Genomic DNA, 24719 nt, shown 5'->3' with positions numbered 1-24719 from the left:
GCAGACTCCTTATTTGGGTGGACGCGGGCCGAACAGGGCGGTGCCGACCCGCACCAGGGTGGCGCCTTCGAGGATCGCGGCCTCGAGATCGCCGGACATGCCCATGGACAGGGTGTCGAGTGTATGCCCCCGGCTGTTCAGGGTATCGCGCAGGGCGCGCAGGCGCGCAAAGGGTTCCCGCTGGCGCCGCGGGTCGTCCTCGGCGGCGGGGATGGCCATCAGGCCGCGCAGTTCCAGGCCCGGCAGGTCACGCACGGCATCGGCCAGGGTGGCGGCCTCGGCGGGCGCCACGCCGGCCTTCTGCGGTTCCTCGCTGATGTTGACCTGCAGGCAGATCTGCAGCGGCGGCAGGCCCGCCGGGCGCTGGTCCGACAGGCGCCGCGCGATGCGTTCGCGATCGACGGTATGCACCCAGGCCGCCCGCTCGGCCACCGCGCGGGTCTTGTTGCCCTGCAGTGCGCCGATGAAGTGCCATTCGAGTCCGAGCGGCGCGGGGGGTGCCTCCAGGGCGTCGTACTTGTCCACCAGTTCGGGCACGTAGTTCTCGCCGAACGCAGACTGGCCGCAGACGTGCAGGGCGCGGATCTCGTCCGCGTCGCGCGTCTTGCTGACGGCCAGCAGCCGGACCGTATCCGGGTCGCGTCCGGCCTCGCGGCAGGCGGCCTCGATACGGGTCCGAACGGCGCTCAGGGCATGGTCTGGTGTGGTCATTTCCCTATGATATAGTCCGGAAGAACACAAGGTCACCGCGGATTTTTACGCGGCCCTTCATCAAGCGACAGGGCGTGGTGGTTGCGGCTGCCACCCGGGTGCTGGCGCGCCTTGGCGTGGCGCCCGACAACAGGGGGATGCATGGATATCACGCAGTTGCTGGCCTTCGCGGTCAAGAACGGGGCCTCGGACCTGCACATCTCCGCCGGCATGCCGCCGATGGTGCGCATCGACGGCGACATGCGCCGGGTGAATGTGCCGGTCATGGACCACAAAGAGGTCCAGGGCCTGATCTACGACATCATGAACGACCGTCAGCGCAAGGACTACGAGGAGTTCCTGGAGACGGACTTCTCGTTCGAGGTCTCCGGGCTGGCGCGCTTCCGTGTCAATGCCTTCAACCAGGACCGCGGCGCGGCCGCGGTGTTCCGGACCATCCCCTCCAAGGTCCTGACCCTCGAAGAGCTGGGCGCCCCGCGCATCTTCGAGGAGATCTCGAACTACCCGCGCGGCATCGTGCTGGTCACCGGCCCCACCGGCTCGGGCAAGTCCACCACGCTGGCGGGCATGGTCAACCACCGCAACGAGAACGACTACGGGCATATCCTCACCATCGAGGACCCGATCGAGTTCGTGCACGAATCGAAGAAGTCGCTGGTCAACCAGCGCGAGGTGCACCGCGATACCCACGGTTTCAGCGAGGCCCTGCGTTCGGCGCTGCGCGAGGACCCGGACACCATCCTGGTGGGCGAGCTGCGCGACCTCGAGACGATCCGGTTGGCACTGACCGCGGCCGAGACCGGGCACCTGGTGTTCGGCACCCTGCATACCAGCTCCGCGGCCAAGACCATCGACCGTATCGTCGACGTGTTCCCGGCGGCGGAGAAGGACATGGTCCGCGCGATGTTGTCCGAATCGCTGCGCGCGGTCATCGCCCAGACCCTGATGAAGAAGATCGGCGGCGGGCGGATCGCGGCGCACGAGATCATGCTCGGCACGCCGGCGATCCGGAACCTGATCCGCGAGAACAAGATCGCGCAGATGTACTCCACCATCCAGACCAGTGCCGGCACCGGCATGCAGACGCTCGACCAGTGCCTGAAGGACATGCTGGCGCAGGGCGTGATCAGTCGCGAGGATGCCCGCCGCAAGGCGGCCAACCCGGATTCCATTTGATCGATACGGCCCGCTTGGCGTGAACGCCGCACCGGGTATCAGGGGAGAACGCCATGGATCGTGACAAGGCGATCAAGTACATGCATGACCTGCTGCGGGCCCTGGTGGACCGGGGCGGGTCGGACCTGTTCATTACCGTGGGGATGCCGCCGGCGGCCAAGATCGACGGCCGCGTGGTGCCGATGACCGAGCAGAAGCTGACGCCCTCGCACACCCAGGCGCTGGTGCGTTCGCTGATGAACGACAAGCAGTCGGCCGAGTTCGAGCGCCACCAGGAATGCAACTTCGCGATCGGCCTTCAGGGCGTGTCGCGTTTCCGCGTGAATGTCTTCACCCAGCGCGGCAGCCCGGGCATGGTGCTGCGCACGATCAACTCGGTGATCCCGAAATTCGAGGACATCCAGATGCCGCCGCAGCTGGAGAAGATCACCCAGGAGCGGCGCGGGCTGGTGATCTTCGTGGGCGGTACCGGGTCGGGCAAGTCCACCTCGCTGGCGGCGATGATCGGCTACCGCAATCGCACCACGGCCGACCACATCGTCACCATCGAGGATCCGATCGAGTTCGTGCACGAGCACGACAAGAGCATCATCACCCAGCGCGAGGTCGGGGTGGACACCGAGAACTACGAGATCGCGCTGAAGAACACCCTGCGCCAGGCGCCGGACGTGATCCTGATCGGCGAGATCCGCGACCGCGAGACCATGGACTACGGCATCGCCTTCGCCGAGACCGGTCACCTGTGCCTGTCGACGCTGCATGCCAACAGCACCAACCAGGCGCTGGACCGGATCATCAACTTCTTCCCCGAGGACCGGCGCGAGCAGCTGCTGATGGACCTGTCGCTGAACCTGAAGGCAGTGATTTCGCAGCGCCTGGTGCGCAAGGAGAGTGGCGAGGGCCGGGTGCCGGCGGTGGAGATCATGATCAACACCCCGCTGATGTCGGACCTGATCCTGAAGGGCGAGGTGCACGAGATGAAGGAGCTGATGTCGCGTTCGCGCGAGCAGGGCATGCAGACCTTCGACCAGGCCCTGTTCGATCTCTACGAAAATCGCCAGATCAGTTACGACGAGGCCCTGCGCAACGCCGACTCGGTGAACGATCTGCGCCTGCGCATCAAGCTCGACAGCCAGCGTGCCCAGGATGACGGCGCGCCCGCGGTGAAGGATGAAGGCGAGGGTCTGGCGGTCGACGAGCGCGCCGAGGACTTCAACCTGCGCTAGCGCGTCGGGTCAGGGAAACAGACTATGAGCCAGTTGCAGATCGAGCCCTACCTGAAACTGATGGCGCAGAAGGCCGCGTCGGACCTGTTCTTCCTGACGGGCGCGCCGGCCAGCATCAAGGTCGACGGCCAGCTCCAGCCCATCTCGCGCAAGGCGCTGGCCCCGGGCCAGGCCGAGAGTATCGCCCGCGAGATGATGAACGAGCACCAGGCGGAGATCTTCGAGCGCGAGACCGCGGTCAACTTTGGCCTGTCGCGCGAGGGACTGGGACGCTTTCGCGTGAACGTCTATCGCCAGCGCGGCGAGGTCGCGATGGTCATCCGTTTCATCCGTGTGGCGATCCCGACCATCGAGCAGCTGGGCCTGCCCCCCGTGCTAAAGGAGTTTGTCTCGCACAACGACGGGCTGGTGCTGATCGTGGGGGCAACGGGCACCGGGAAATCGACCACCCTGGCATCGATGATCGACTACCGCAGCACGAACAAGAGCGGGCATATCCTCACGGTCGAGGACCCGATCGAGTTCCTGTTCAGCCACAAGCGTTCGATCGTGGGCCAGCGCGAGGTGGGGATTGATACCCCCAGCTACGACCATGCCCTGCAGGAGGGCATGCGCGAGGCGCCGGACGTGATCATGGTCGGCGAGGTGCGTTCGCGCGAGACCATGCGCGCGGCTCTGACCTACGCCGATACCGGCCACCTGGTGCTGACGACCCTGCACGCAACCAACGCCACCCAGGCGCTGGATCGGGTGATCAACCTGTTCCCCGAGGACAACCGCCCGCAGATCCTGTCGGACCTGTCACTGAACCTGCGTGCGATCGTGGCCCAGCGCCTGCTGCAGACCAAGGATGGGCGGCGTGTCGCCGCGCTGGAAATCCTGATCAATACGTCCTACATCGCGGAGCTGATCCGGGACGAGAAGATCAGCGAGATCAAGGAGGTAATGGCGAAGGGCGCGTCCGTGGGCATGCAGACCTTCGATCAGGCCATCGTGAAGTTGTTCAAGAGCGGGGATGTGATGCTGGACGAGGCCCTGAACAAGGCCGACTCGCGCGCCGATCTCGAATGGCGCCTGAACTTCGGCGGCGGTGTATCCTCCGCCGACGAAACCGAGGAGGAGCTCAAGCTCCCTGACAAGTAGGAGCCGGCTCGCCGGCGAAGCCCCTGCCAAAGTCAGGCCAGGGTCTTTCCCTCAGGCCCGCTCCGGCTCCGGAAAGACATCCGCCGCCGCGAACACCGGGCCGTCCACGCAGACGCGCTTCATCGCCACGCCCTCCGGGGTGCGCACCGGGACCGTGCAGCCGGCGCAGCCGCCCACCGCGCAGGCCATGAACTCCTCCAGCGAGACCTGGCAGGGCAGGTCGAACTCCGCCGCCAGTTCTGCGCAGGCCTCGAGCATGGGGTGCGGGCCGCAGGCGAAGATCTCCACCTGGTCGCGTTCCGCCGGCGACAGCCCGGCCAGCCAGGCGCGCCCGAGATCGGTCACGAAGCCGTCAAAGGCGCCCGGCAGCCCGGCCTTCGAGGTCAGGCGACAGGCCACGCCCCAGTCCTCCAGCAGCGGCAGGGTCGCGATCGCGCCGTCCGGGAGCCCCGGCCACAGGATCTCGGAGGGGCGCGCGTGAAACGGGAACGGGACCTCGGAGCCCAGCACCGCGTGGGTCTGCCCGGCCTCGCCCTGCAGGTGCAGGCGATGGGCCAGGAAGATCATTGGCGGGATGCCGACCCCGCCGCCCAGCAGCAGCCGCTTCGGCCGCTCCGGGTGCAGGCGGAAGGGCTGGCCGATCGGGCCCAGCACGCTCAGGGTGTCGCCCTTGACCTGTTGCGACAGCGCGCGGGTGCCGTCTCCCACGACCTTGTAGAGAAACTCCACCCAGCCGGCCTCGCGGTCCACGCGTTGGATCGACAGCGGCCGGCGCATCAGCAGTCGCGGCGCGCACTGCAGGTGGGCGAACTGCCCCGGCTGGGCCGCGCGGGCACATTCGGGGGCGAAGACCCGCAGGATCCATTGGTCCGCCCCGGCATCGTGGTGGTCCAGGATGCGCCCCTCTTCCTGGAAGATCGTGCCCCGGTGGGGGCGGGCGGCGGTCTCGCGCGCAGTCATACGGTGTCCTCGGAAGTCAGGGTCCAGACCGGGCGTCCGGCGACCCAGGTCTCGCGGACCTGACCGGAGAAGGTCCAGTTGAAGAAGGGGGTGTTGTGGCCGGCGCTCAGCCAGTCCTCGCGCCGCACCTCCTGCATCGCGGTCGGGTCCCACAGCACGAAGTCGGCGCGTGCCCCTGGTGTCAGGCGGCCCTGGGCAAAGTCGAGGATCTCCGCCGGCCCGGTGGTCACCCGGGCCAGCGCCTCGTGCAGGCTCATCAGCCCGTCCTCGACCAGGCGCAGCGTCAGTGGCAGCAGGGTCTCCAGCGCCGAGATTCCGGGCTCGGTGCCGGCGAAGGGCCCCAGTTTGCTGTCGGGCTCGTGCGGCTGGTGGTCGGAGCAGATCGCGCTGATGTCGCCGCGCGAGACCGCCGCGCGCAGCCCGTCGCGGTCGCGCTGGCCCCGCAGGGGCGGGATCACATGGCAGTTCGGGTCGTATTCCGCGACGTCCACCTCGGTCAGGAACAGCTGGTGGGCGGCCACGTCCGCGCTGACCGGCAGGCCCTCGGCGCGCGCCTTGGTGATCATCTCCGCGCCGCGCCGGGTCGACAGGCGGGCCACATGGACCCGCGCTCCGGTCTGTTCGACCAGGGCCAAAATGGCGCCCAGCGCGGCGGTTTCCGCCGCCTCGGGGATGCTGGCCAGACCGAGGCGGGTGGAGACCGCGCCCTCGTGCATGCAGCCGGAGCCGGTCAGGGCCGGGTCCTGGGCGGACAGCACGATGGTCAGGCCGAAGGTGGTCGCGTATTCCAGTGCGCGGCGCAGGACCAGCAGGCTGGCCAGCGGTTTGCTGGCGTTGCTGACCCCGCGGGCGCCGGCCTGCATCAGGGCCGCCATCTCGGCGAGCTGCTGGCCCTCCAGTTGATGGGTCAGCGCGCCCAGCACGTACACCCGCACGCCGCAGGCCTGGCGGGCGCGGCGGTTGATCAGCTCCACCTCGGCGGGCGAGTCGATCGGGGGTTCGGTGTCCGGCGGCACCACCAGGCTGGTAATACCGCCGCGGGCCGCCGCCAGGGTCTCGCTGGCGACGGTGGCCTTGTGTTCCTGCCCCGGCTCGCGCAGGCGCGCCGCGAGGTCGATCAGGCCGGGGATGAGCCACAGCCCGCTGGCGTCGATCCGCCGGCGCGGCTCGAAACCGTCCGGGGCCTGGCCGCGGGCGAGGATCTCGCTGCCCTGCACGCACAGCGAGCCGACGGCGTCGAAGCCGTCCACCGGGTCGAGGATACGGGCGTTCTCGATCAGCACGCTCATGCCTGGTGGGCCCCCATCACCATGGACATCACCGCCATGCGCACGGAGATGCCGTAGGTGACCTGTTCCAGGATCACCGAGTGCGGGCCGTCGGCCACTGCGGACTCGATCTCCACCCCGCGGTTGGCGGGCCCGGGGTGCATGACCAGGCAGGTCGGATGGGCCAGCTGCAGGCGCCGAGAGGTCAGGCCGAACAGCTGGTAGTACTCGTGTTCGGAGGGCAGGTGGGCGTGTTCCATGCGCTCGCGCTGCAGGCGCAGCATGATGATCACGTCGACATCCTGCAGCCCGGCGTCGAGGTCGTTGTAGACGTGCACGCCGAGCTGGTCGACATCCGCCGGCAGCAGCGAGCAGGGTGCGACCACGCGCACCTCGCCGGTCTGCAGGATGTTCAGCGCGTGGATCTGCGAGCGCGCCACGCGCGAGTGCAGGATGTCGCCGACGATCGCGACCTTCAGCTTGGTGAAGTCGCCCTTGTGGCGGCGGATGGTGAACATGTCCAGCAGCGCCTGGGTCGGATGCGCGTGGCGGCCGTCGCCGGCATTCAGCACGCTGATGCCCGGGGCCACGTGGCGGGCGATGAAGTGCGCGGTGCCGCTCTCCTCGTGGCGCACGACGAACATGTCGACGTTCATCGCCTCGATGTTGCGCAGGGTGTCCAGCAGGCTCTCGCCCTTCACCGCGGAGGACGTGTTGATGTTCACGTTCAGCACATCCGCGGACAGGCGCTTGGCGGCCAGCTCGAAGGTGGTGCGGGTGCGCGTGCTGGCCTCGAAGAACAGGTTGACGATGGTCTTGCCGCGCAGCAGCGGGACCTTCTTCACCGCCTTCTCGTTCATGTTGGCGAACGACTCGGCGGTATCCAGGATCTCGGTGAGGAGTTCCCGGTTCAGGCCTTCGATGGTCAGCATGTGGCGCAGCTGACCGTCGTCGGTCAGCTGCAGGCGGTTGGGCAGCGGGCCCGGTTCGGGCAGGCGCGCGCCGGGGTGGGCGATCAGGGTCTCGGTCATCCGTCGTGCTTCCGCTGGCTCAGGCCTTCAGGTCCTCGGGGTCGATGGCGACCCGCTCCAGGCGCAGCGGCTCGGGCCCGCGCAGTTTGATCTGTTCGGTCTTGCCGAGCTCCATGTGGGCCCCGACGATCGCGGCCTCCATGGGCAGTTCGCGTCCGTCGCGCTCGACCAGCACCGCCAGGGTTACCGAGGCGGGGCGGCCGTAGTCGAACAGCTCGTTCAGCGCCGCGCGGATGGTGCGCCCGGTGAACAGGACGTCGTCGACCAGCAGCACGTGCTCTCCGTCCAGATCCTCCGGCAACTCGGAGGGACGTACCTGCGGGTGCATGCCGATGCGCGAGAAGTCGTCGCGGTAGAAGCTGATGTCGAGCTTGCCCAGGGGGCGCTCCACCCCCAGGCGTTCGCGCAGGTGCTCCGCGATCCAGACGCCACCGGAATGGATGCCGACGACGATCGGCTGGTCGATCCCGTGGGTCTTGAGATGGTGGCGGGCCTGTTCGGCCATGTCGTCGAGCAAGGTCGGGACGTCCGGCGTCATGATGCGTTCTCCAGAAACCAGCCTTCGAGGATGACCGCGGCGGCATGGGCGTCCAGCCCCGGGTCGTGGCGTCCCGGCCGGCGGCGCTCGCGGGCCAGGTGGGATGTCAGGTGCTCGTCGCTCCAGTATACCGGTTGCCCGTAGCGTTCTTCGAGGGTGCGGGCGAAGCCCCGGATGCGCCGCGCCAGTGGCGTGGGCTTGCCGTCCGCCTGGGTCGGCCAGCCGACCACGAAACCCTCCGGGGCCCATTCCGCCACCAGCGTGTCGATGCCGGACCACAGGTCGGGCGCGTCGCTGGCGAACGTGCGCAGGCCGCGGGCCGAGCCGGTCAGCTCTTCGCCGACCGCGACCCCGATTCGGCGTCGCCCGTAGTCGAACGCCAGCAGCCCCACGATCAGGCGTGGCCGGAGGCCGAGCTGATCAGATTGACGTCGATGCCGATCAGTTCGGCGGCGGCGCGCCAGCGCTCGGCGCTGGGGCGGTCAAAGAGGATGTCGGCGTCGGCGCGGGCGGTGAGCCAGGCATTCTCGGCCAGCTCGCTCTCCAGCTGGCCAGGGCCCCAACCGGCGTGGCCCAGCGCGATCAGGACCCGGCGCGGGCCCTGCCCGGCGTTAATTGCCTCGAGGATATCGCGCGAGGTGGTCAACACGATGGAGTCGGTGATGGGCTGGCTGCCGCGCCAGGTCTGCTCGGCGGAATGCAGCACGAAGCCGTGTTCCGGCTGCACCGGGCCGCCGCGGTAGACCGGCATCTCCGGCAGGTCCTCGCCGGGCTCCAGTTCCACGTGCTCCAGCAGTTCGCGCAGCGAGAACTCGGTAGGCTGATTGATGACCAGCCCCAGCGCGCCCTCTTCGTCGTGGTCACAGATATAGGTGACCGCATGGCTGAAGTAGCCATCGTTCAGGCTCGGCATCGCGATCAGGAAGTGATCGCGCAGGCTGTCGGGCTCGTGGCGGGCGGTCGTCGGATTCATGGCTCCAGTATCGATGCTGACCCGGCCGGTCGCAAGGCAGCCGGCGGGGCTGGGCCGATCCGTCAGCGGATCTGCTGCATCTGGTCGCGGCGGAAGGCCCAGGTGCGGGTGATCACCAGTTCGTCGTATTCCTCGCGCATGGCGTCCGTGAACGGGGCATAGGGGGCCGCCAGCTCCACGATGCGGATCGCCGCCTGGTCCAGGACCGGTTCCCCGGAGCTGCGGGCGACCTGGATATCGAGCAGTTCGCCCGCCGGGTTGATGCGCACCGACAGGACCAGGGTCCCGGACAGGCCGCGCCGCCGCGCCTCGTCCGGATAGTTCAGGTTGCCCAGGCGTTCGACCTTGTTGATCCAGGCCTGCAGGTAGGCGGCCTCGGGGGCGCTGCGCGCGGCGAGGCTGTCGAGGTAGCGGGTGCGGCTGGCCCGGGTCGAGAATGCCTGGCGCTCCTCCGCGGGCGCCGCGCGGGCGCTCTCCAGGCCACGGTTCATCAGGGTTGCTGCCGAGGGCCGGTCTTCGGCATCGGGGGACTCCAGCGGCTCGGGGTCGGCGACCTCGGGTGCCGCGGCGTGTGCGTCCGGCGTGTCGGCGGCGACCGCGTCGGGTTCCGGTTCGGGTTCCGGCTGTGCCGGGTCCATGACCAGCGGGCCGGCCTCCGGCAATGGTGCATCGAGGCCCTCCGGCTCGGGCTCGCCGATCCCGGCATCCTCTGCCTCCGGCGCCTGTGCCTCCTGGATCTCCTCGCCCTCGCCGCTGGCGGCCTGGTCCCGGGTGGCGATGTGCTCGACCGCTTCGTCCGGCTCCGGCGGCGGGGCGTCGGGATCGGTGACCCAGGTGATGTCCAGCGGTTCGCGGGTCGGGCTTTCGATCGGGTCGACCGCGAAGCCGATCCCCAGGATGATCAGCGCGTGGGCGACCACCGCGAGGAAGATCATGGTCCCCAGGTGGTCCTGCACGCGCGGCGTCTCCGGCGGGGGCGTGCCCGGACTGGCGTGGGGCGTCATGCCGCCTCCGGCCCGGCGGGGCGGCCACGCACGGCCCCGACGCCCACAAGCGCGCGGGTTCGACGGGGGCTACTGGCTGGGCTGGGGAGTGTGGACATGACGCTGGATTCGCGGATCGGCGAGGACCTGGGCGGTCAGTATACCGGTCAGGCTGCCGGTGATCAGGGCGGCGAGCAACAGCGGGGGCAGCACCAGGGGCAGATTGGGATGCGGGATGATCACTGCCCAGGCGAGCAGGAACTGGCCCGCGACGTGCGCCATCGCCGCCGCGATGCCCAGACCGACCGGTCCGACATGGCGGGGGGCGAAGGGGCGCAGGACCGCCAGCAGGGCGAGGCTCGCGACGGCCCCGGCCAGCGACAGCCAGAAGGCGGGGCTCAGCAGCGTCCCCAGCAGCAGGCTGCTGCCGACCACGCGGAGCAGCGTCACCGCCACAGCCGCGCGCCAGCCCAGGGCCAGCAGCGTGATCAGGGTGACGATATTCGCCAGCCCCGGCTTGATGCCCGGGATCGGGCTGGGGATCGCGGCCTCGAGGATCTGGATGCCGATCGCGATGGCGGCGAGCGCGGCGATGGCCCGGTCACGGGCGTCGCTGCCAGCCTGCGGATGCCCGGGCGCCACGGGATTCAATAATGCATGCTGTCGAAGCCGGGGTCGGTGCCGAGCACCTGCAGCGTCAGCCGGTTGGGCAGGCTCACGGCAACGTCGCCGTGGGCCTGCAGCCAGCCGCTGGACTCGCAGATGTCCTGGCGCCCGGGGGAGTCGGCACAGCGTGCCCGGCCCGGTTCGATCTCGATACGGGTGATGCCGGCCGGGCCCTGGACCTCGAGGACCCGGGCGCGATCCAGGGGTTCGTGCTGCGGCGCGACCCCGGCCTGGCTGATGACCAGCACCCGGGCATCGCCCGCAGGGGTGTAGGCCAGCACGAAGGCCGCCACCACGATCCCGGCGGCCAGGCTGCCGATCAGCGCGTCACCCCAGCGCAGCCGGCCGGCGTTCACGGCAGTTCGCGCACCACGAATGGCTCGCGGTCGCGGCCGGGTTGTACCCGGTCGGCCAGTGCCGGCGTGGCCTCGATGCGGTCTTCCAGTACCACCAGTGCGTGGTCGATGCCCATCTTGCGGGCGTATTCCGGCCAGGCCTCCGGGCCGGCGATCATCAGCGTGGTGGCGGCGGCGTCGGCCAGGGCGGGGTCGTGGTGGAGCACGGTGGCGCTGTCGATGCCTTGGCTCGGACGGCCGGTGCGCGGGTCAATCACGTGGTGGATGCGCGTGCCGTCCCAGTCATAGCCGCGTTCGTAGTCGCCGGAGGTGAACAGGGCTTCGCCGCCGTCCAGTTCGATGCTGCCGAGCACGCCGCCGTGCGGGTGGCGGATGCCCACGCGCCACGGGCGTGTCTCGGGGCGGCCCAGGGTCATCAGGTCGCCGCCGGCGTTGAAGATCGCGGCCTCCACCCCGAGTTCCGCGAGCAGGTCCAGCACCCGCTCTACCGCCAGCCCCTTGGCCAGCCCGCCGAAATCGAGCTGCAGGTCCGGGTGGGTGCCCCGCAGGCGCACGCCATTGCGTTCGATATCCTGCATGCTCGGGGGGGCGTCCAGCAGTTCCGCCAGGGTTGCGTCGTCCGGCGGCGGGCCCTGGGGGTCGTCCTGATGGAAGCCCCAGGCCGCCACCAGTTTGCCCAGGGCGGGGTTGAACAGCCCCTCGCTGAGGGCCTCTATCTCGCGGCCGCGCTCGATCAGCGGCAGGACCGAGGGCGGGGCGCTGAATTCGCCCTGCAGGGCCAGCAGTTCGTTGGTCCGGCCAAGGGATCCGGGTTCCCAGGCATGCCAGGAGGTATGCAGGATCTCCAGTTCCTCCTGAACCGCGGTCCCGATGGCCTCCACGTCATACTGGCCCGCGGGGTACAGGCTGAGGTCCACCAGAGTCCCGAAGGCGTAGAAGCCCAGCTGTTCGGTATCCGGTTCCTCGCGGCCGCAGGCGGCCAGCAGGAGGGTGGCGAGCAGCAGGAGCAGGGTGAGGGTCGTCGCGCGGCGCATGCCGGTCATCCTTCGATCGGGCGGGTGAGATAGTCGATGTACTGGCCGGCGAGGTCGTGACCGGTGGCGTCCAGCTCGCGCACGCCGGTGGGGCTGGTGACGTTGATCTCGGTCAGGTAGTCGCCGATGACGTCGATGCCGACAAAATCCAGGCCGCGGGCCTTGAGTTCCGGGGCGATCTCGCGGCAGATCCAGCGGTCGCGCTCGGTCAGCGGGCGGGCCTCGCCGCGGCCGCCCGCGGCGAGGTTGGCGCGGCTCTCGCCCGCGGCGGGGATGCGCGCCAGGGCATCGGGGCAGGGCTCGCCGCCGACCAGGATGATGCGCTTGTCACCCTCGGTGAACTCCGGCAGGAAGCGCTGGGCGACCACGCTGCGCTGGTCGAATTCGGTGATGGTCTCGAGGATGACCGAGGTGTTCGGGTCGCCCTGGCGGATGCGGAACACCGACGCCCCGCCCATCCCGTCCAGCGGCTTGACCACGATATCGCCCTGCACCTCGAGGAAGGCGCGGATGCGGCTTCGGTCGCGGGTGATCAGCGTGGGCGGGCAGCACTGCGGGAAGTGCGCGGTAAAGGCCTTCTCGTTGACGTCGCGCAGGGCCTGCGGCCGGTTCGACACCCGCACGCCCTCGCGTTCGGCGAGGTCGAGGGCGTAGGTCGCATAGATGTATTCGAGATCGAACGGTGGATCCTTGCGCATTAGCAGCACATCGAAACGGGCCGCCGGGCCCGTCTCCGGATCGCCCAGGCGGAAGAAGTCGTCGCGCTGGTCACGCACCTCGATGGGGCGGCTGCGCGCGCTCGCGCGGCCCTCCTCGATCCACAGATCGGCCGGCTCGAGATAGTGCAGGCGGTGCCCGCGGGCCTGCGCGGCCAGCATCATCGCGAAGCTGGTGTCCTTCCAGGGTTTGATGTCCGCCACCGGGTCCATCAGGATGGCAATGTTCGTGGTCACGTTGCCTCGATCGTGCGGGGTGTCCGGGCAGTATGCCACGCTGATCGAAGCTCGCGCGGCACCCGGAGGGTGGTGGCGGTGTTCGATGCATTGCGCTGCGCGCGATGCAATATCATGGTGTGCTGTTTGTCACACGGCCCCGCTTCCGCTAGATTCGGGGCGAAATGGCCAGGGGGGGAGAAGGTGTCTAACGCGCTTGCCGAAGCGGACTCGGCCACCGAGTTTCAGGGACTCAAGGTCATGGTGATCGACGACAGCAAGACCATTCGGCGCACCGCCGAATCCTTGCTGCAAAAGCACGGGGCCGAGGTCATTACCGCCGTGGACGGCTTCGAGGCGCTGTCCAAGGTCGCCGAGTCGCGTCCGGACATTATCTTCATCGACGTCATGATGCCGCGCCTGGATGGCTACCAGACCTGCGCGCTGATCAAGAACAACAAGCAGTTCCGCGCCACGCCGATCATCATGCTGTCCAGCAAGGACAGTGTGTTCGACAAGGCGAAAGGCCGCGTCGTGGGGTCGGAGGATTACCTCACCAAGCCATTTACCAGGGACGACCTCCTGGGTGCCATGCGTCAGTACGCCAGCCCCTCGGCATGACGCGTTCCGCCACACCAACCAAGGAAAGACGAACCCCATGGCCCGTATTCTGATCGTTGACGATTCCCCGACCGAGATCCACGTGCTGCGTACCATGCTCGAGAAGCACGGGCATTCGGTGACCACCGCCGAGAGCGGCGAGGACGGGGTCGCGGCCGCGAAGTCGCAGGTCCCGGATCTGGTGCTGATGGATGTCGTGATGCCCGGGCTGAACGGCTTCCAGGCGACCCGCCAGCTGTCCCAGGCCGAGGAGACGGCGCATGTGCCGGTCGTCGTGGTCAGCACCAAGGATCAGGCGACCGACCGGGTCTGGGCGATGCGCCAGGGGGCCCGGGACTACATCACCAAGCCGGTGGTCGAGAAGAACCTGCTGGAAACCATCGGGAAGTACCTTTCGGCATGAAGACCGACCTGTCCTCGCCGTTTGCGCTGATCGCGAGCCTTGATCGCGAAGGGCGCCGCGTCAATCGCGAGTTGCGGCGGGACATTGGTACGGGCTGGCGCGGGGTCTTGCTGCGTGTTGGCGATTTCCGCTTTCTGGTCGACATGGACGCGATCGCCGAAGTGGCCGATCCGATGACGCTCACCCGCGTACCGCTGGCGGATGCCGCCGTGCTGGGGGTGGGCAACCTGCGCGGGCTGGTGCTGCCGGTGTTCGATATGGGCAAGCTGTTGCTGGACCGGCCATTGCCGGACGACGCGACCGGGCAGCGGATCGTGGTGGCGCCGCAGGGCCAGGGCATGGCCGGGCTGCTGGTCAGTCAGGTCGAGGGGATGCGCCGCTGCATCCCGTCCCAGCGCCGTCTGGAAGTCTCGGTCCCCGAGGCTGTCCGACCCTTTATTACCGGCGGATTCGATCTCGGGCACCGGCTGCATCCGGTGCTGGATCTGGATCTGCTGCTGAATGACAACAATCGCTTTACCGGCACGGGCTTGGCCGGTACATCCAGTAGCGAACAGTCCGCAGCCGCAGTCGGATGACGCGGGGCGCGGGGCTGCGACAGGGGGTATGAACTGATGGGATCGAGTCGTCGCGCACGTAATTTTGTCCTCGGGGGGCTGCTGGTGCTGGCCCTGATCGCGACCGGCGGGGCCTTTACCTACCACGAGTACGAGCAGAGCCAGTATCGTGACCGGATCGCGCTGGCCAACGACCTGCGCCTGCTGTCGCAGCGGCTGGCCACCAGCTCGCTGGAGGCCGCCGCGGGTTCCGAGCAGGCATTCTCCGACCTGCAGTCGCTGCGGGATGACTTCGAGGCACGTCTGGAACGGATCCGCACCGGGGGCGAAGGGCTGCAGCCGCTGCCGGAACCCCTGCAGGAGGACATCGCCACCGTGGACCGCGAGTGGTCCGCCTATCGGGACCATATCAACACGGTCATCCTCGGGCGTTCGGATATCCAGTTGATCACCGAGTTCTCCGACGCGGTGGCGGCCTTCTCTCCGGAACTGTCGCGGCTGTCCGATGATGTCGTGCGGCGCATGACCCAGATCGGCGAGCCGCCCGAGCAGGTCTATGTGGCAGCACGCCAGACCATGCTGATCCAGCGGATCGCCAACAACCTCGGCCGGGTGCTGCAGGGTGGCGCCGAGGCCGCCGCCGCCATCGAACGCTTCGAGCGTGACGCGACGCTGTACGGGCGGGTGCTGGACGGGCTGATCGAGGGCTTCGCCCCGCTGGGTGTGGAGCCGGTTGACGACCCGCAGGCACGGGCCCTGCTGCAGGAGATCGCCACGCTGTTCGTGGCCTTCAGCGAGGCGGTGGAAGGGGTTCTGGATACCTCTACCCAGGTGTTCGAGGTCAATGCCGCAGCCTCCAGTGTCGAGGCCAGCAGTGGCGCGATGCTCGAGACGACCGGCGCGTTCGAGACCGCCATCACGCGGGAGGCCGAACGGGCGGGCGTGATCGCCCTGATCGGCTTCGGCTTTGGTGGCCTGGCGCTGCTGCTGCTGATCGCGATGGGGCTGTTCCTCTACCGCGACACCAAGCGCGAACTGGCCGAGACCGAGGCCCAGAACGAGCGCAACCAGCAGGCGATCCTGCGCCTGCTTGACGAGATGATGAACCTCGCCGATGGCGACCTCACCGTGAACGCGACGGTGACCGAGGACTTCACCGGCGCCATCGCGGACTCGATGAACTACGCGATCGAGAACCTGCGTACCCTGGTCGCGACCATCAACACGGTGGCGGCCGACATCAGTGAGTCCTCGGCGTCCACCCGTTCGCAGGTGCTGGGGCTGGCCGAGAAGTCGGAAGAACAGGCCCGCGAGATCCAGCGCGCGGATGACGCGATCGACGAGGTCTCGCGTTCGGTGGACAAGGTGGCCCAGGATGCCGAGCAGTCGGCCTCCGTGGCACGTAACTCGGTGGAGATCGCGTCCCGCGGGGCCGGCACCGTGCGCCGCTCCATCGAGGGCATGGACAGTATCCGCGAGCAGATCCAGGAGACCGCGAAGCGGATCAAGCGACTGGGCGAATCCTCGCAGGAGATCGGCGACATCATCGGGCTGATCAACGACATCGCCGAACAGACCAACGTGCTGGCACTGAACGCGGCGATCCAGGCCTCCGCGGCGGGCGAGGCCGGCCGCGGCTTCGCGGTGGTGGCCGACGAAGTCCAGCGCCTCGCGGAACGTTCGTCCTCCGCGACCCGTCAGGTCGAAGGCCTGGTCAAGGCCATCCAGGCGGATACCAGCGAGGCCGTGAGCTCCATGGAGCAAAGTACCGCCAACGTGGTCCAGGGGGCCGAACTGGCCCAGGCCGCGGGCGAGGCGCTGTCCGAGATCGAACAGGTCTCCGCCGATCTCGCGGACCTGATCGACGGTATCTCCTCCTCGGCCCGCAAGCAGTCCGAGATGGCGCAGGACGTGACCTCCATCATGGCGCAGATCCGCGAAATTACCTCCGAGACCACGCAGGGGACGCAGTCCACCGCGGCGGCGATCGGGGATCTGGCCCAGCTCTCGGCCCAGCTGCAGTCCTCGGTATCGGACTTCAAGCTGCCCGAGCCGGGCAGCGCTACCGAGGCCGTTGGCGAGGACCCCGATGCGGTGGATCCCGATCCCGACGCCGATACGACGTCCTCCGACGAACAACGGGCCTGACGGCGGACCCGGCCGATGGCATCCAGCGCACTGAACTGGGTCCGCGACGAGCTCGACAAGCTGTTTGTCGAGGTCCAGGACGCATTGCGGCGGTATTCCGACGACCCGACCTGCGGTGACTGTCTGGCCGAGGCGCGCAGTCGGGTCGAGCAGATCCGCAATACCCTGGTCATGGTCCAGGTCGAGAGTGTGGTCCTGATCCTCGACGAGATGCTCCAGGTCCTGGACGAACTGCAGCAGGCCGACGAGCCCAACGTGGCGGCCACCGAGCCCTTGCTGCGGGCGTCCCTGCAGCTTCCGGACTATCTCGAGAACGAGGGCGATGGCGAACTGCCCTCGCCGATGATCCTGGTCCCGCTGTTGAACGAGCTGCGCAGCAGCCGGGGGGCATCGCTGTTGCTGGACGTCGCGGCGCTGATGCCGGACCCGCAGGCCGTCGACGATGACCGCGTGGGTTCCGGTGGCGAGGTGCTGGACCCGGCAGCGCGGCTCCCGGTCCTGCAGCAGGCGCGCCGCCGCTTTCAGCGGGACCTCCTGGAACTGGTGCGCGGCGAGGATGCCACGGCGCCGGCCGCGCGCCTCCAGGCAACTGCCCGCACGGTCGAGGAGGTTGTTCCGGCGGGCGAGGCCCGCCGCCTGTTCTGGGTCGCCGGTGCGGTGCTGGAGGCGGTCGCCGCCGGGGGTGTCGAGGCCGATACCGACGTGCGGCGCCTGGTCGGGCGGGTCGACCGTGAACTCGGGCGCTACCTGAACGCGCTCTCGGCCCACCTGGAGAGCGGCGATGCGGGCTCGGAGCCCGAATACGCGGCGCCTTCGGACCTGATCAAGACCCTGCTGTTCCACGTGGCCTGCGCCACTTCGGAAGGGGAGCAGACCCTTGCGGTGCGCGAGGTGTTCGGCCTCGACGGCCTCGGCCTCGAGGACGACGCCGGCAGCGTCGGTCGTTCGGTCTACGACAACCTGCGCCAGGCGCTGGAAGACGACCTCGCCGAGGTACGCGAGCGGCTGGACGTACTCATGCGCTCCGCGGTGCGGGGCGCCGAGGACCTCGCTCATCTGCGCGAACAGGTCGAGCGGATCGGTTCCACGCTCAGCCTGCTGGGTCTGGAATCCGGGCAGGAGCATACCGATGCCCTGGCGGCGTCGCTGACCCCCGAGCGTGCGGGCGAGGCCGACGAACAGGTCGACATGGTGCTGGCGGAACACCTGCTGGCTCTCGAATCCCTGCTCGAGTCCGGTCTGCGGCGGAAGAGCCACAGCCCCACGCCGCAGGCGGAGTTCGATCGCGCGCTGGCGGCGGCGGTCTACAAGGAGGCCCTGGTCGATGTTCGCCGGGTGCGTGACATCTTCCTCGGTTTTCTCGACGCCGGGGCGGAGGCTGGCGAAAGCGGCCTCGACGAGGCCCGCGAGGGCCTGCGGCGCATCGAGGGGGCTATGTCGATGTCGGGCTTCGAGGCACTGCATGCCCTCCTCGGTCCGCTGATCCGGCATCTGGATGCCCGCGCCGGCAGGGCGGCCACGGAGCTGGAGGAGGGCGAGGTCGAGGCCCTGGCCGAGGTTCTCAGCAGCATCGAGGTGGCCCTCGAGTCGTCCGGTCAGCCCTGGCGCGAACTGGACAGCGTGCACGAGCGCGGCATCGCGGCCTTGCAGCGCATCGGCGCGATCTCCGGTGGTGATGGCGCGGATGCGCCGCTGGCCGCGGTTCCCGAGGCCGGGGACGCCCCGGAGGCGGCGCCGGAGCACGACTCGGCCGAACCGGTGACTGACAACGAGGTGGCGTTCGACTCCGGCACGCTCGAGGATCTGCCGGCGGAGAACGCCCCGGAGCCGGGGGCCGAGGCCGGGATCCCCGCGACCGACGTCGCGGCCGCTGCACCCCCGACGAGCTCGGTGCCCGCCGGGGGACGTGATTCCCTGCCCTTTGACGATGCGGTGCTGGCGGACCAGGTGCGTGGCCCCGACGTCGATCCGGAGATCCTCGAGATCTTCCTCGAGGAGGCGGACGAGGAGGTGGCCAGCCTGACCCAGCATTTCCCGCTGTGGCAGTCCAACCCGGCGGACCTCGACACCCTCTCGGTGATCCGCCGCTCCTTCCATACCCTGAAGGGTTCGGGGCGGCTGGCCGGGGCCCTGCGTCTGGGCGAGTTCGCCTGGGCGGTGGAGTCCTTCCTCAATCGCCTGCTGGATTCCGGGCATGAGGCGGACCACGCCACCCTGCAGGTTATCGAGGACGCCATCGGGGTCCTGCCGGGCCTGGTGAGCGAGGTCCGGGATGACACCGGACCGGATACCCCCGTCCTCGATATCGCCCTGCGCCTGCGGGCCCTGGCCGGTGGCGAGCCGGAAGCCGAGGCCGAGGCGGACGAAGAGCCCATGGCCCCCGCCGCTCCGTCCGGTGCGGAAGCCGAATTCGAGGCACTGGCGCGCACCCTGGATGATCTGGACGCCCCGGCCGCTGCGGCATCCAGCGAGACCCTGGAGCCTGTGGAGCCAGACCAGGATGAGGCTGCCGACGAACTCCTCCAGGAATCCGGTGCGTTCGTGCCGGACCTCCCGCCGGATGCGCTGGAGCCATCCGTCCCCGAGTCGGACGCGTCTGTTCCCGACGCAGAGCCGGAAGGGGAGTCAGCCCCGGTGGCGGGCAGCGACGACTTGCGGGCTTCCGCGCCGGATGTCGAACCGCTGGATCTGGACGATCTCGAGCTCCCGGCCGATGCCTTCGAGGTGACGGAAGAGATCCTGGAGGGGGGCGACTCGCTGCCCGTGGAGGGCGCGCTCGAGCCGGAGGCCGATACCCCGGAACTGGAGGGGGTTGCGCCCGGAGAGCCGGGGATCGACGAACCGGCACCGGACGAGGGGGACCTCGCGGAGGCCTCGGCGGGAGACTCGGCCGCGCGCATGGAGACCGACCCACAGCTATGGCAGGTCTTTGCCGCCGAGGCCCAGGTGCACCTGCTCACCCTGCGGGGCTGGCTGGATGAATCGCAATGGCGCCCGGACCGGATCCCGAATCATGATCTGGAGCGCGCGCTGCACACCCTGAACGGCAGCGCGCGCACGGCGGACATCCGCGGTATCTACTCGGTCTGCGGCCCGTTCGAGCGCCTGATTCGCATCCACCGGGATATGGAATGGGCCCTGTCGGGCGAGGCCGTCGAGCTGCTGCGCCGGCTGGAGACCTACGTCGCCGAGGCGGTGGCCGACGAGGAACCCGATCCGGCCAAGGTGCTGGATCCGCCGTCCTGGGCCCCCGAGGTCTACGCCCTGCTGGATCACGCGACCGCCGAGCAACTGCTGCGTGCCGAGGAGCAGTCCAGCGAGGAGGAATCGCCGGAATTCGACGAACCCGAAGCCGCCGAAGCGGCGCCCGAGGTGTCCCCGGAGCCGGAAGCGGGCGCCGAGCCCGAGCCCGAGCCCGAGCTGGAGATCGACTGGGAGTTTGCCGAGGTCTTCATCGAGGAGGCCCGGGATATCCTGGAGGCCGCGTTCGCCGCCCTCCATGGCTGGCGCGAGGCCGGGGGGCGGCCCGGTCCGGACCAGAACGCCTTCCAGCGCGAGGTGCATACCCTGAAGGGCAGTGCCCGCATGGCCGGTTTCACTGTGGTCGGCGCCATCGCGCACGCGCTCGAGAGCGCGCTGAGCGTGGAGACCGAGACCGGTCTCGAGCCGCGCGATGGCTTCTTCCAGCTCACCGAGCGCGCCCTGACGGATGTCCAGCATCTGGTGGAGCGCGGGGTCGGGGCCTGGCAGATGGACGAGTCGGCCAGCGAATCGCTGCCGGCGCTGCGGAGCTGGGCCGCCGGCGAGGCCGGCGAATCGCCCGAGCCTGAGGCGGGCGCACCAGCGGAGACCGAGGCCGATGCGGGCGACGCGGAGACCGACGCACCGGCTGCCGAGGCGGCAATGCCGGCCGCAGCGGGGGACCAGCGCAGCCACGAGCCGCCGGAATCCGAGGGGCGCCGTATTCAGGACCAGGTCCGCATGGACGCCGAGGTCCTCGACAGCCTGGTGAACAACGCCGGCGAGCTGGCAACCTTCCATCGTCGATTCGAGCAGACGGTCGGGCGGGTCGAGGGCCAGGTCGACGAACTCGAGCGCACCATCGCGCGTCTGCGCGACCAGCTGCGCAAGCTCGAGATCGAGACCGAGGCGCAGATCCTGTTCCGGGTGGAGGAGGAGAGTGGCGAGGAGGCCCTGGACTTCGATCCGCTGGAGATGGACCGCTACTCCGGGATCCAGCAGCTGTCGCGGGCCCTGGCCGAAAGTGTCAGTGACCTCGAGGCCCTCAAGCAGGAAGTCGGCGACGAACTCCAGAATGCCGGCGGCATCCTGCTGCAGCAGCGCCGCGTCGGCACGGACCTGCAGGATCAGCTGATGCGCCAGCGTATGGTGCGTTTCGCCCGCATGGCGCCCCGTCTGCGCCGCGTGGTGCGCCAGGCGGGCGAGGATCTCGGCAAGCCGGTGCGGGTGGAGTTCACCGGCCAGGGGGCCGAACTCGACCGCGCCCTGCTGGAACGACTGGTGTCGCCCCTGGAACACCTGCTGCGCAATGCCATCGCCCATGGTATCGAGGCACCGGCCGAGCGCGAGCAGGCGCGCAAGGCGGTCCAGGGTCAGATCGATGTCAGCCTGGAGCAGTCGGGCAGCGAGATCCGTCTGCAGGTGACCGACGATGGTCGCGGCATCGACGCCGAGGCCATCCGTGCCCGCGCGCTCGAGCGCGGGTTGATCGCCCCCGATGCCGAAGTCTCGGACGCCCAGGCCCTGCAGCTGATCCTGCAGTCCGGCTTCTCCACCGCTGCGGAGGTCTCTCAGGTGGCCGGTCGCGGGGTGGGTCTGGACGTGGTGAACAGCGACGTGAAACAGCTCGGCGGCACGCTGGAGATCCAGTCGACGCCCGGCAAGGGCTCGCGCTTCACCATGCGCCTGCCGTTTACGCTGGCCATCTCCCAGGCCCTGCTGGTCCAGGTGGGCGAGGAGACCTTCGCGGTCCCGATGGCCTCGGTCGAGGGCGTGGTCCGCGCCCGCGCCGAAGAGATCGACTCGCAGGATGCCAAGGCGACCTACAACTACATCGGGCAGGACTACGAGGTGCGTGGCCTGGGCGACCTGATGGGCGTGGAGAGCCAGGCCGGGGTCGAGCACTTCCCGGATCATCCCTTCCCGCTGTTGCTGGTGCGGGCGGATGACCGGCGCGTGGCCCTGCGCATCGACGGCCTGCTGGGCAGTCAGGAGGTCGTGGTGAAGTCGGTGGGCCCGGTGCTGAGTCGCATCCCGGGGGTGGCGGGTGCCACCCTGCAGGGCGACGGCTCGGTGATGCTGATTCTGGACCTCAGTATGCTGGTGCGCTTTGCCGAGGCCACCGCGTCGCTGCCGGAAGCCCCGCAGGCAGTATCCGAGGCCTCGAGCTCGAAGCGGATTATGGTGGTCGACGACTCGATCACCATCCGCAAGGTCACGGCCCGTCTGCTGACCCGCCACGGCTACGACGTGGTGACCGCGCGCGACGGTCTGGACGCCGTGGGTCTGCTCGACGAGCGCCGGCCGCAACTGATCCTGCTGGATGTCGAGATGCCGCGCATGGATGGCTTCGAGTTTGCCGCCCATGTGCGGGACCACCCGGACTTCGGGCAGGTGCCGATCATCATGATCACCTCGCGCAGCGGCACCAAGCACCGGGAGCGGGCCGACCGCCTCGGGGTGAATGGTTATCTGGGCAAGCCGTATCTGGAGAATGATCTGCTGAATGCCATCCGCGAGCAGTTGCAGGAGGTGCCGGCATGAGCGACGACGCACAGACCCAGGCGGTCGAGGCCGTGATCGTGCAGCTGGACACAGGCTCCATCCTGCTGCCGCGCAGCGCCTTTCTCGAGGTCACCACCCGCGCGGGTGCCGTGGAGCAGGACGCCGAACACCCGGAGATCCCCTGGCTGGAGCCCAGCCTGGTCTGGCAGGACGTGCAGGTGCCGGTGATCAACGTGAATCAGCTGCTGGACCCTGGCCGCGACAGCGGCGACGACCGTCGCCGCTTTACCCGCCTGCTGGTGATGCAGGCGGTCATGCAGCCGGAGCACCTGCCGTTCTACGCGCTGGAGGTGCGCGGGACGCCGCACCCTGTGCAGATCACCCCGCAGAACATCTACGCGCTGGAAGATTCCGACGCCACCCCCTGGTCCTGGCGGGTGAAGGCCTCCGGTGTGACCACGCACCTGCTGCGCCTGGACACCCTCGAACAGCGCCTGCTGGAGATTGCCGAGGCCCAGCCGGCCTGAAGCCGCATTGGTCTCCGGGCGGGACGGGCGTTATCCCCGCAGGTCGCCCAGGCGGGCCTGGACCAGGGTCAGCAGGGCCATCGCGGCGGTTTCGGTGCGCAGGGTGCGCGGGCCCATCCCGACCCCCAGGAATCCCCGCTCCCGTGCCAGCTCGATCTCCGCGGGCGTGAGGCCGCCTTCCGGCCCGACGAACAGTGCGACCGCCGCTGGACGGTTGCGACCGTCCAGGCACGCATCCAGTCCCGGTGCCCCTTCCTCGGCAAGCAAGCCCAGGGTGTCATGCCAGCCCGACAGGACCGTGTCCGGTGAAGCGGGCTCCTGCAGCTGGGGGAGCTCGTTACGCCCGCACTGTTCCGCTGCGGCGCGCAGGATTCCCTGCCAGTGACGCTGGCGCTTGTCCAGGCCCTTGTGGGCGGCGGCCGAACGCGAGCGTTCGCAGAGTACCGGACGGATGGACTGCACGCCCAGCTCCACGGCCTTCTGGATCGCCAGGTCCATGTGATCGCCGCGGGCAATGCCCTGGAGCAGGTGGATCGGAAAGGCAGGGTGGGTCGGCGGCGCGGCACGCTCGCCCAGGTGGAAGGTGCCGTCGCGGCGACCGTTCAGTTCGAGAGTGGCCTCGAATTCGTTGCCAAGGCCGTCAAAGACGCGGCAGGGGGCGCCGCTCTTCAGGCGCAGGACCGTGGTGGCGTAGTGCAGGCGGTCCTGCGGGGCGGGAAGCGACCGCCCCGCGGCCAGTGCCTCGGATTCGAGCAGCAGCCGGGGGCAGCGCACGGGGGCTACTTCCGGTTGTCGAGGTCCAGGGCGTTCCAGATCTGTTCGGTCGGCCCGGCCTGGTTCATCGAATAGAAGTGGATCCCGGGGGCACCCTTGTTCAGCACGTCATCGGTCAGGCGCGTGGCGACCTCGATACCAAACTTGCGGATCGACTCCTTGTCGTCACCAAAGGCCTCCATCCGCTTGCGGATGTAGCGCGGGATCTCGGCACCGCACATCTCGGAGAAGCGCACGATCTGGGTGTAGTTGGTGATCGGCATGATCCCGACAATGATCGGGATGGTGATGCCCATCTTCTCGACCCGTTCCATGAAGGCCTCGTAGGCATCCACGTTGTAGAAGTACTGGGTGATCGCGGCGTCCGCGCCGGCGTCCACCTTGGTCTTGAAGTTCTCCAGGTCCTTCTCGGCGTTCGGCGCCTGCGGATGGAACTCCGGATAGGCCGCGACCTCGATCTTGAACTGGTCATCGAACTCGGCGCGCACGAACTCCACGAGCTCGGAGGCATAGCGGAAATCGCCGCCGGAGTTCTTGGTGCCGGACGGCAGGTCGCCGCGCAGCGCGACGATGCGGTTCACCCCGATGTCGCGGTAGGTCGACAGCAGCTCGTGCAGCTCGGCCCTGGTCGAGGAGATACAGGAGACATGCGGGGCGGCGGGGATGCCGTCGTTGGTGATGATGTCCTTGACCGTCTCCAGAGTGCGGTCGCGGGTGGACCCCCCGGCGCCGAAGGTGACGGAATAGAACTCGGGATTCAGGGCGCCCAGGCGCTTGCGGGCCTTGGCCAGTCGCTCGGCTCCGGCCTCGTCCTTGGGCGGGAAAAACTCAACGCTGTAGACGCGTTCTTGTGCAGACATGTTTGTCCTCCAGACAAAAAGAAGGCGGACCGCACGAACATGCGGCCCGCCCCGGCGTTCACATTAACAACGAATTGAAATGTGAGG

General features: G+C 68.8%; 23 protein-coding genes. 9 read left to right on the top strand and 14 right to left on the bottom strand.

Annotated elements, in window-relative coordinates; translation table 11 throughout:
* Positions 1–9 precede the first annotated feature (9 nt).
* Positions 10–711, bottom strand: a complete 702-nt coding sequence (locus D107_RS0104665) for a YggS family pyridoxal phosphate-dependent enzyme (RefSeq protein ID WP_018880880.1) — start codon at positions 709–711, stop codon at positions 10–12.
* Positions 712–852: 141 nt separating this feature from the next.
* Here D107_RS0104665 and D107_RS0104660 point away from each other — a divergent pair, with 141 nt between their 5' ends.
* Genes D107_RS0104660 through D107_RS0104650 form a run of 3 tightly spaced genes read left to right on the top strand, consistent with a single transcriptional unit; the run spans position 853 to position 4256 of the window.
* Positions 853–1887, top strand: coding sequence for a type IV pilus twitching motility protein PilT (locus D107_RS0104660; protein WP_018865967.1), 1035 nt, complete (start codon positions 853–855; stop codon positions 1885–1887).
* Positions 1888–1940: 53 nt separating this feature from the next.
* A complete protein-coding gene (locus D107_RS0104655; RefSeq protein ID WP_018865966.1) occupies positions 1941–3113 on the top strand; it encodes a PilT/PilU family type 4a pilus ATPase in 1173 nt (390 codons plus the stop codon).
* 24 nt (positions 3114–3137) lie between these two features.
* Positions 3138–4256 carry a PilT/PilU family type 4a pilus ATPase gene (locus D107_RS0104650; protein WP_018875956.1) on the top strand — a complete coding sequence of 373 codons (1119 nt, stop codon included), beginning with the start codon at positions 3138–3140 and terminating at the stop codon, positions 4254–4256.
* A 51-nt stretch (positions 4257–4307) separates the two neighbouring features.
* On the opposite strand, the gene D107_RS0104645 is transcribed toward D107_RS0104650, so the two are convergent.
* The 11 genes from D107_RS0104645 to gshB form a co-directional block, all read right to left on the bottom strand.
* Positions 4308–5216 carry a dihydroorotate dehydrogenase electron transfer subunit gene (locus tag D107_RS0104645; RefSeq protein WP_018875957.1) on the bottom strand — a complete coding sequence of 303 codons (909 nt, stop codon included), beginning with the start codon at positions 5214–5216 and terminating at the stop codon, positions 4308–4310.
* Positions 5213–6505 (bottom strand): dihydroorotase, encoded by a 1293-nt coding sequence (locus D107_RS0104640; RefSeq protein ID WP_018880879.1) that lies wholly within the window; start codon positions 6503–6505, stop codon positions 5213–5215. Before D107_RS0104640 ends, D107_RS0104645 begins: the two co-directional genes overlap by 4 nt.
* Positions 6502–7515 (bottom strand): aspartate carbamoyltransferase catalytic subunit, encoded by a 1014-nt coding sequence (locus D107_RS0104635; protein WP_018865962.1) that lies wholly within the window; start codon positions 7513–7515, stop codon positions 6502–6504. The genes D107_RS0104640 and D107_RS0104635 overlap by 4 nt, the downstream gene beginning before the upstream one ends.
* A gap of 19 nt (positions 7516–7534) precedes the next feature.
* Entirely contained in the window at positions 7535–8053 is a 519-nt protein-coding gene (gene pyrR / locus D107_RS0104630; protein WP_018865961.1) for a bifunctional pyr operon transcriptional regulator/uracil phosphoribosyltransferase PyrR, read from the bottom strand.
* Complete coding sequence (gene ruvX, locus D107_RS0104625; protein ID WP_018865960.1) at positions 8050–8445, bottom strand: Holliday junction resolvase RuvX; 396 nt, start codon at positions 8443–8445, stop codon at positions 8050–8052. Before ruvX ends, pyrR begins: the two co-directional genes overlap by 4 nt.
* Before the next feature lie 2 nt (positions 8446–8447).
* A complete protein-coding gene (locus D107_RS0104620; protein WP_018865959.1) occupies positions 8448–9026 on the bottom strand; it encodes a YqgE/AlgH family protein in 579 nt (192 codons plus the stop codon).
* 62 nt (positions 9027–9088) lie between these two features.
* Positions 9089–10030: an energy transducer TonB gene (locus D107_RS0104615; RefSeq protein WP_018877221.1), complete on the bottom strand. Its 942-nt coding sequence runs from the start codon at positions 10028–10030 to the stop codon at positions 9089–9091.
* A gap of 69 nt (positions 10031–10099) precedes the next feature.
* Positions 10100–10651: a Gx transporter family protein gene (locus tag D107_RS0104610; RefSeq protein ID WP_018877222.1), complete on the bottom strand. Its 552-nt coding sequence runs from the start codon at positions 10649–10651 to the stop codon at positions 10100–10102.
* A 5-nt stretch (positions 10652–10656) separates the two neighbouring features.
* Complete coding sequence (locus D107_RS0104605; RefSeq protein WP_018865956.1) at positions 10657–11031, bottom strand: NusG domain II-containing protein; 375 nt, start codon at positions 11029–11031, stop codon at positions 10657–10659.
* Positions 11028–12065: an FAD:protein FMN transferase gene (locus tag D107_RS0104600; RefSeq protein ID WP_018880878.1), complete on the bottom strand. Its 1038-nt coding sequence runs from the start codon at positions 12063–12065 to the stop codon at positions 11028–11030. The genes D107_RS0104605 and D107_RS0104600 overlap by 4 nt, the downstream gene beginning before the upstream one ends.
* A gap of 5 nt (positions 12066–12070) precedes the next feature.
* A complete protein-coding gene (gshB, locus tag D107_RS0104595) occupies positions 12071–13018 on the bottom strand; it encodes a glutathione synthase (protein WP_018880877.1) in 948 nt (315 codons plus the stop codon).
* A gap of 183 nt (positions 13019–13201) precedes the next feature.
* On the opposite strand from gshB, the gene D107_RS0104590 reads away from it, so the two are divergent.
* From D107_RS0104590 to D107_RS0104565, 6 genes are read left to right on the top strand one after another with little or no spacing between them, the layout of a single operon-like run.
* Positions 13202–13618 carry a PleD family two-component system response regulator gene (locus D107_RS0104590; protein ID WP_026279175.1) on the top strand — a complete coding sequence of 139 codons (417 nt, stop codon included), beginning with the start codon at positions 13202–13204 and terminating at the stop codon, positions 13616–13618.
* A gap of 37 nt (positions 13619–13655) precedes the next feature.
* Positions 13656–14021 (top strand): PleD family two-component system response regulator, encoded by a 366-nt coding sequence (locus tag D107_RS0104585; protein WP_018865952.1) that lies wholly within the window; start codon positions 13656–13658, stop codon positions 14019–14021.
* The gene (locus tag D107_RS0104580) at positions 14018–14599 is read left to right on the top strand and encodes a chemotaxis protein CheW (protein ID WP_018865951.1); all 582 of its coding nucleotides are present in this window, start codon (positions 14018–14020) and stop codon (positions 14597–14599) included. Before D107_RS0104585 ends, D107_RS0104580 begins: the two co-directional genes overlap by 4 nt.
* Positions 14600–14635: 36 nt before the next feature.
* On the top strand, positions 14636–16726 hold the full coding sequence (locus D107_RS0104575; RefSeq protein WP_018880876.1) for a methyl-accepting chemotaxis protein: 2091 nt from the start codon (positions 14636–14638) through the stop codon (positions 16724–16726).
* Between the two features lie 15 nt (positions 16727–16741).
* Entirely contained in the window at positions 16742–22510 is a 5769-nt protein-coding gene (locus tag D107_RS0104570; RefSeq protein ID WP_018880875.1) for an Hpt domain-containing protein, read from the top strand.
* Positions 22507–22998, top strand: coding sequence for a hypothetical protein (locus D107_RS0104565; protein ID WP_018880874.1), 492 nt, complete (start codon positions 22507–22509; stop codon positions 22996–22998). Before D107_RS0104570 ends, D107_RS0104565 begins: the two co-directional genes overlap by 4 nt.
* Positions 22999–23028: 30 nt before the next feature.
* On the opposite strand, the gene D107_RS0104560 is transcribed toward D107_RS0104565, so the two are convergent.
* Both D107_RS0104560 and metF read right to left on the bottom strand, forming a co-directional pair.
* A complete protein-coding gene (locus D107_RS0104560; protein ID WP_018880873.1) occupies positions 23029–23772 on the bottom strand; it encodes a 16S rRNA (uracil(1498)-N(3))-methyltransferase in 744 nt (247 codons plus the stop codon).
* A 5-nt stretch (positions 23773–23777) separates the two neighbouring features.
* Positions 23778–24632, bottom strand: a complete 855-nt coding sequence (gene metF / locus D107_RS0104555) for a methylenetetrahydrofolate reductase [NAD(P)H] (protein WP_018880872.1) — start codon at positions 24630–24632, stop codon at positions 23778–23780.
* Positions 24633–24719 lie beyond the last annotated feature (87 nt).

The sequence above is a fragment of the Thioalkalivibrio sp. ALE30 genome (genome assembly GCF_000377465.1).
In the GTDB taxonomy this organism is placed as follows: Bacteria; Pseudomonadota; Gammaproteobacteria; order Ectothiorhodospirales; family Ectothiorhodospiraceae; genus Thioalkalivibrio.
Note: the sequence above shows the minus strand (reverse complement) of the source record. Positions and strands in the feature narration are given on the sequence as shown.

What these genes read in the sequence shown, in the direction of transcription:
- D107_RS0104650 (WP_018875956.1), top strand. Translation starts at nt 3,138, where the DNA reads ATGAGCCAGTTGCAGATCGAGCCCTACCTGAAACTGATGGCGCAGAAG.
- metF (WP_018880872.1), bottom strand. Translation starts at nt 24,632, where the DNA reads ATGTCTGCACAAGAACGCGTCTACAGCGTTGAGTTTTTCCCGCCCAAG.
- D107_RS0104640 (WP_018880879.1), bottom strand. Translation starts at nt 6,505, where the DNA reads ATGAGCGTGCTGATCGAGAACGCCCGTATCCTCGACCCGGTGGACGGC.
- D107_RS0104565 (WP_018880874.1), top strand. Translation starts at nt 22,507, where the DNA reads ATGAGCGACGACGCACAGACCCAGGCGGTCGAGGCCGTGATCGTGCAG.
- D107_RS0104585 (WP_018865952.1), top strand. Translation starts at nt 13,656, where the DNA reads ATGGCCCGTATTCTGATCGTTGACGATTCCCCGACCGAGATCCACGTG.
- D107_RS0104575 (WP_018880876.1), top strand. Translation starts at nt 14,636, where the DNA reads ATGGGATCGAGTCGTCGCGCACGTAATTTTGTCCTCGGGGGGCTGCTG.
- D107_RS0104655 (WP_018865966.1), top strand. Translation starts at nt 1,941, where the DNA reads ATGGATCGTGACAAGGCGATCAAGTACATGCATGACCTGCTGCGGGCC.
- D107_RS0104645 (WP_018875957.1), bottom strand. Translation starts at nt 5,216, where the DNA reads ATGACTGCGCGCGAGACCGCCGCCCGCCCCCACCGGGGCACGATCTTC.
- D107_RS0104665 (WP_018880880.1), bottom strand. Translation starts at nt 711, where the DNA reads ATGACCACACCAGACCATGCCCTGAGCGCCGTTCGGACCCGTATCGAG.
- D107_RS0104615 (WP_018877221.1), bottom strand. Translation starts at nt 10,030, where the DNA reads ATGACGCCCCACGCCAGTCCGGGCACGCCCCCGCCGGAGACGCCGCGC.
- D107_RS0104635 (WP_018865962.1), bottom strand. Translation starts at nt 7,515, where the DNA reads ATGACCGAGACCCTGATCGCCCACCCCGGCGCGCGCCTGCCCGAACCG.
- D107_RS0104620 (WP_018865959.1), bottom strand. Translation starts at nt 9,026, where the DNA reads ATGAATCCGACGACCGCCCGCCACGAGCCCGACAGCCTGCGCGATCAC.
- D107_RS0104570 (WP_018880875.1), top strand. Translation starts at nt 16,742, where the DNA reads ATGGCATCCAGCGCACTGAACTGGGTCCGCGACGAGCTCGACAAGCTG.
- pyrR (WP_018865961.1), bottom strand. Translation starts at nt 8,053, where the DNA reads ATGACGCCGGACGTCCCGACCTTGCTCGACGACATGGCCGAACAGGCC.
- D107_RS0104660 (WP_018865967.1), top strand. Translation starts at nt 853, where the DNA reads ATGGATATCACGCAGTTGCTGGCCTTCGCGGTCAAGAACGGGGCCTCG.
- D107_RS0104580 (WP_018865951.1), top strand. Translation starts at nt 14,018, where the DNA reads ATGAAGACCGACCTGTCCTCGCCGTTTGCGCTGATCGCGAGCCTTGAT.
- D107_RS0104600 (WP_018880878.1), bottom strand. Translation starts at nt 12,065, where the DNA reads ATGCGCCGCGCGACGACCCTCACCCTGCTCCTGCTGCTCGCCACCCTC.